Consider the following 5619-nt stretch of genomic DNA (forward strand, 5'->3'; position numbering starts at 1 on the left):
ATCTGGCACGGCCCGGTCGGGCTGCAGGCGATTGCCGGGCGCATCCACACGCTGGCCAATCGTCTCGCCTCCGGGCTCAAAGCAGCAGGTATCTCCGTGCTCGGTTCAAGCCGCTTCGACACGGTGACGGCCGAGGTGAAGGGCAAGGCAGCTTCGATCGCCACTGCGGCTGAAAAGGGTGGCAGGTTGCTGCGTGCGGTCGATGCCGACCATATCGGCATTGCCTTCGACGAAACCTCGACCGAGGCCGATCTCGACGCAATCGCGGCCCTGTTCGGCGCCAAGGCTGGTGCCTCCGCCGACAGCACGGTGCCCGGCAAGCCGCGCGGCAAGGAGTTCCTGACCCAGCCTGTTTTCCACGAAAACAAGTCGGAAACCGAGATGATGCGCTTCCTGCGCCGGCTGGCCGACAAGGACCTGGCGCTCGACCGCGCCATGATCCCGCTGGGGTCCTGCACCATGAAGCTCAACGCCGCCGCCGAGATGATGCCGGTGAGTTGGCCGAGCATTGCCAATCTGCACCCTTTCGCCCCGGCCGCGCACTCGACAGGCTACCGTGCCATGATCGGTGAGCTGGAGGGCTGGCTGTCGGAGATCACCGGCTTCGACGCCGTCACCTTGCAGCCCAATGCCGGGAGCCAGGGTGAATATGCCGGCCTGCTCGCCATCCGCGGCTATCACCGCTCACGCGGCGACAACCACCGCACCGTCTGCCTGATCCCCTCCTCGGCGCATGGTACCAATCCCGCGAGCGCGGCGATGGCCGGCATGAACGTCGTCGTCGTGCGCTGCACCGAAGACGGCAACATCGACATGGACGACATGAAGGCCAAGGCGACTGAGCATGCGCAAAATCTCGCGGCGCTGATGTTCACCTATCCCTCGACGCATGGCGTGTTCGAGGAAGGCGCACGCGATCTCTGCGCACTGATCCATGAGCATGGCGGCCAGGTCTATTTCGACGGTGCCAACCTCAACGCGCTGGTCGGGCTTGCCCGTCCCGGCGACATTGGCGCCGATGTCTGCCACATGAACCTGCACAAGACCTTCTGCATACCGCATGGCGGCGGCGGACCCGGCATCGGGCCGATCGGCGTCAAGGCGCATTTGAAGCCGTATTTGCCCGGCCATGTCACCGAAGGCTCGGCGCACGCCGTCTCCGCCGCCCCCTTCGGCAGCGCCTCGATCCTGCCGATCACCTGGATGTATATCCGCATGATGGGCGCCTCGGGCCTGAAGCAGGCGACCGAAACGGCGATCCTGTCCGCCAACTATATCGCGACGCGGCTCGGTGCGCATTTCCCGGTGCTCTACAAGGGCAGGCAGGGACGCGTCGCGCATGAATGCATCCTCGACACCCGCGTGCTCAAGGAGAGTGCAGGCATCAGTGTCGACGATGTCGCCAAGCGCTTGATCGACTATGGTTTTCACGCGCCGACCATGTCCTTCCCGGTTGCCGGCACGCTGATGGTGGAGCCGACCGAGTCCGAGCCCAAGCGGGAACTCGACCGCTTCTGCGAGGCGATGATCGCCATATCGGCAGAGGCAGCAAAAGTCGCCAGGGGCGAATGGCCTTTGGCCGACAATCCGCTGGTCAACGCGCCGCACACCGCCTCCGAGGCGCTGGCCGGCCAGTGGACCCATCCCTACTCGCGCCTGGAAGCGGCCTATCCGGCCGGCGACGCCGACACGGCAGCCAAGTACTGGCCCCCGGTGTCACGCATCGACAATGTCGCCGGCGACCGCAACCTGGTCTGCTCGTGCCCGCCGCTGTCGGATTATCTGGGTGCCGCGGAGTAATTACGCTGAGCGCAAGGCCGGCTTGATCGGCTCGGCCTTGCCCATCCTCTTGCGGCTGATGACGCAATTTCGTCCGGCGCGTTTGGCGGCATAGAGCGCCGCGTCCGCCTCGGCGAGCACGTTGTCCAGCCTGCTGCCGCTTGCCTCGCCAAAGCCGATGCCGCCGCTGACCGTGCTGCGCAACTTGCCGAGCTGGGTGGGGACGATTTCGGTGCCGAACGCCACGCCTATCTTGCTGGCGAGATCGTAAGCCTTTTCATCCGTCATCCGCGACATGACGATTGCGAACTCCTCGCCGCCAAGGCGAAAAGCGTCGACGCCGGGCCGGGCATATTTCTTGATGACGGCGGCAAAACGGCACAAGACCTGATCCCCTACTGGGTGACCGTAGACATCGTTCGTCCGCTTGAAATGGTCGAGGTCGAACATGACGATGGACATGAACGGACCGAAACTCCGTTCGCCGTAGAGCGACGTCAATGCCCGGCGGTTCAGCAACCCAGTCAGCGGGTCGGTCATGGTCTCGGCCTTGAGTTCAATTTGCGCCTGCAGATGATGGAGGGAGAGCGTCAATGCTCCGAGCCCGGTCATGCAGGCGACCGCCACCACGGAATTCAATCGTTCGGCCCAGTTGTCGGGCGCAACCCCGAGCGTCCATTGCCCCTTGGTCAGCAGAACCACGCCGCAAAGCGCAAACGACATCGCGCAGGTGCCGCTCAGAAACGAAACCACCAGAAGGATGCGGCGATCGTGACTGCCGTTGATCCAGAACATGGCGCCGATCGCCGACAGCAGCGCCGTCACCGTGGTGTAGGTGACTATGAAGCCAATGCCGTCAAAGCCCATAAAGGTCACGACGGCACAAATGGCCATGGCGGCAAGCGCAGGTGCAACGGCGCGTCCGTAGCCGGGCACCCCCAGAAATTGCATGGCCGACGAGCAGATGATCAGGAACCCCAGGCTGAGCAGCGCAAGCACAATCTGACAAAGCAGTGGATCTGGATCCTTTGTGTACCGCCAGAACAGGATCACATGCGCGACGAGCACCAGAATTCCGCACGCAACCGTCAGCACGAAACCTGCCTTGGGCGCGGTGAACCAGATCGCAAACATGGTGACGCTAAGGCATATGCCCGACAGCGCGGCTGCGAGCAGGAGCGAACTGAAGTCCAGCATATCGGGCAAGGGCCTCTTGAGCGTCGGCGGTTGCGCTGCATTCTAAGTCAGCGGCAGCCCTCAGATACGGGTTTTCAGGCAATCCATCGATGCAACCTGCGGATAGGGTTTACAAAGCGTCGATGGCACGTGTCCCGAAACCGGACCCATGGATGCGAGATCAACCCTTGTTCAAGAGAGCGAGGTTGGCGTTGACGACTGTTGGATCGGCCATGCCGACCTTCGCTTCGAGCAGCAGCGCCTTGGCCTTCTTGCGATTGCCGCGCAGCAGTTGCGAATAGCCCATATTGTTGACGATCTGCGGCTTGCGGCCGGCGACCTTCAAAAGCTGGCCGTAGGCTCGGTCGGCGAAGTCGAAGCGGCCGAGCTCATCATAGGAAGCGGCGAGCCCCATCCAGGCCTCCGCATTGTCGGCTTTCAACTCGACGGCCTTGCGGAAGTGCTTCTCGGCGAGGCCGTAATTGGCGTCGCGAAACTGCGCCTTGCCTTGCGCCAGATCGGAGGTTTCGGTGTCGTTTGCCGCCGGTTGGATGGCGGTGGTCTTGGTGGTGTCGACGCCACTCGTCGTACAGCCAGACATCATCAAGACGGCCGCCATTGCGGCCATTGCCGTGAAATTACTGTGACGCATGCCCCTGCCTCATCGCCCGATTTGCCGGGTCGTTCTTCAGGAAACACAATATATCAGCGGCGATTAAACTTCGGTGCCGAAACGCCGCCAAAATTCGGCTTCGGGCACACCAGTCATTAACCACCAGGCACCAGACGAAGACCTATTCCTAAGAGAATCCCGGCAGCAAGGAAGCGAGCGGCCTTTCACGGCCCCATGACCTTGAGTACTTCGGGAACCGGATAGCGGTTGCCGTCATAGCGCAGCCGGTAGGTCCGTTTCACCGGCTTGCCGGGATGGGACTGGCACTCGCCATCCTTGTCGGGAGACGGGTCATCGGTTTGCGTCCGCTCGAGCGCGACCATGTCGTGATAGCCGTGATGGCTCGTCGGGCTCATTGCCAGGCTGACCTCGGTCGAATGAAAGGATCCCGCGCAATTGGTGTCGCCCTCGCCGCCATTGCCGGCCACGACAAGGCCATCGAGTACCAGGCGCAGGGCATCGCCGGCGAGAACATAAAGCCGCAGGTCGGTTTCGCTGAAGGGATTGGCCTGCGAATGGTTCGCGATTTCGATGCGCAGGCCGAAGGCCATGACCCCGGGCGCCAGCCTGTAGCGGCCGGTATCGAACTCGATCTTGCGGATGGCGATGGCATCATCGGCGATCAGCCCCGGCTGGAGCAGGCGCTGGCGCACCTGCAGGCTGTTCCTGTCGACGACCAGAAGCTCGATATCGCCGACATGGCCGTCGTCGCTGGATTGGGCGCTGTCGATCAGCGGCACGGCTACCAACAGCAGGTCGTCATGGGCAGGCCAGATCTTGCAGCTCAACCCAAACGGCGTGTCGCCATCCGTCAGGGCGATGCTGAAATGGGGTTCGAGCGTGAATGAGGTGCCGTCGGCGCTCTTTCGAGCTTTGGGGTAGGCCTGCTGCACCAGGGCGGCGGCATCGCCGCAATCGTCGGCCACGGCGCAAGCGGGCGACAGGCTGGCTGCGGCAAGGCCGAGGAAGAGAGTGCGCAACAGCATGGACTTTTCACCTGCAAGGCCGAGTACGGTCATAACAATGGTTTGTCAGTCCCCTTGCTAGGGCTTTTGTGGGGCGCTCGCTAGAGCCGGACGATTTCAGGTCGAATCGAAGCCTCACGGTTTTCGGCATCATGCTATTGCGCCGTCATTTTGACGATGACTGGAATGGCCGCGATCATCAGCACCACCGGCAGGATGCATACCACCACCGGCACCGACATCTTGGCCGGCAGAGCGTGCGCCTTTTCCTCGGCCAACGACATACGCTTATGGCGCATGTCGTCGGAGAAGACGCGCAGCGCCCCCGATAGGCTGGTGCCGAGTTCCTTGGACTGCTGCAGCAGCGTGGCGAAGGAACGCACCTCGTCCAGGCTGAGGCGGTCGGCGAGCGCCTTCAGCGCATCGTCGAGGCTGCGCCCTGCCCTCAGCTCCAACGACACCAGCTGCAGGTTCTGGCTGAGCGCGGGATAGGTCTTGGCGAGTTCCTTGGAGACGCGCTCTATGCCCGCCTCCATGCTCATGCCGGCATCCGAGCAGACAATCATCAGGTCCATGAAATCGGGAAAGCCGTTGCGGTACTCACGCCTGCGTTCCCGCACTTTCTGGCTCAACATTAGGCCGGGCAGGAAATAGCCGGCCGCTCCCGACAGGATGACGAATGTCCAGCGACTGGCCATCGTCGCGTCCGGGCTGGCCATCCATCGGTTGAGCACAAACACGCCGATTGCCGTGCCGATCATCGCGCTGAACCGGATCAGGAAGAACGTGCCGACAGCGCGCGGCTCCATGTAGCCCGCCTGGATGAGCTTCATGCGCAGCCGGGCGACATTTTCCGGATCGCTCCTGGCGTAGAATTCCTGCGCCCGCTTCACCGCCTTCTCGCGCACGACGCCGGTATTCTTCTTCTGCACCGGCTCTGGTTTGGCGGCCACGGGGCCGTTGTCGACCCTGAGCCGGCGCATGACCTCGTTGCGGTCGCCCTTCGCCATGACAACAGGCCAGGCA

Annotated in this window: 5 protein-coding genes; 1 reads left to right on the forward strand and 4 read right to left on the reverse strand. The window is 62.9% G+C overall.

Annotation, left to right across the window (positions count from 1 at the left end; genetic code table 11):
• Positions 1-1800: aminomethyl-transferring glycine dehydrogenase (gene gcvP, locus EOC06_RS23075; RefSeq protein WP_128308873.1), on the forward strand; the 1800-nt coding region annotated here is incomplete at its 5' end.
• Here the strand turns inward: gcvP and EOC06_RS23080 are convergent.
• The 4 genes from EOC06_RS23080 to EOC06_RS23095 form a co-directional block, all read right to left on the reverse strand.
• Positions 1801-2976 (reverse strand): GGDEF domain-containing protein, encoded by a 1176-nt coding sequence (locus EOC06_RS23080; RefSeq protein WP_128308874.1) that lies wholly within the window; start codon positions 2974-2976, stop codon positions 1801-1803.
• Positions 2977-3136: 160 nt separating this feature from the next.
• Complete coding sequence (locus EOC06_RS23085) at positions 3137-3607, reverse strand: hypothetical protein (protein ID WP_128308875.1); 471 nt, start codon at positions 3605-3607, stop codon at positions 3137-3139.
• 185 nt (positions 3608-3792) lie between these two features.
• Positions 3793-4614 (reverse strand): hypothetical protein, encoded by an 822-nt coding sequence (locus tag EOC06_RS23090; protein WP_128308876.1) that lies wholly within the window; start codon positions 4612-4614, stop codon positions 3793-3795.
• Between the two features lie 134 nt (positions 4615-4748).
• The coding region (locus tag EOC06_RS23095) for a type II secretion system F family protein (RefSeq protein WP_245469941.1) at positions 4749-5619 on the reverse strand (871 nt) is incomplete at its 5' end.

Origin of the sequence: Mesorhizobium sp. M7A.F.Ca.MR.362.00.0.0 (assembly GCF_004023175.1) — a bacterium.
In the GTDB taxonomy this organism is placed as follows: Bacteria; Pseudomonadota; Alphaproteobacteria; order Rhizobiales; family Rhizobiaceae; genus Mesorhizobium.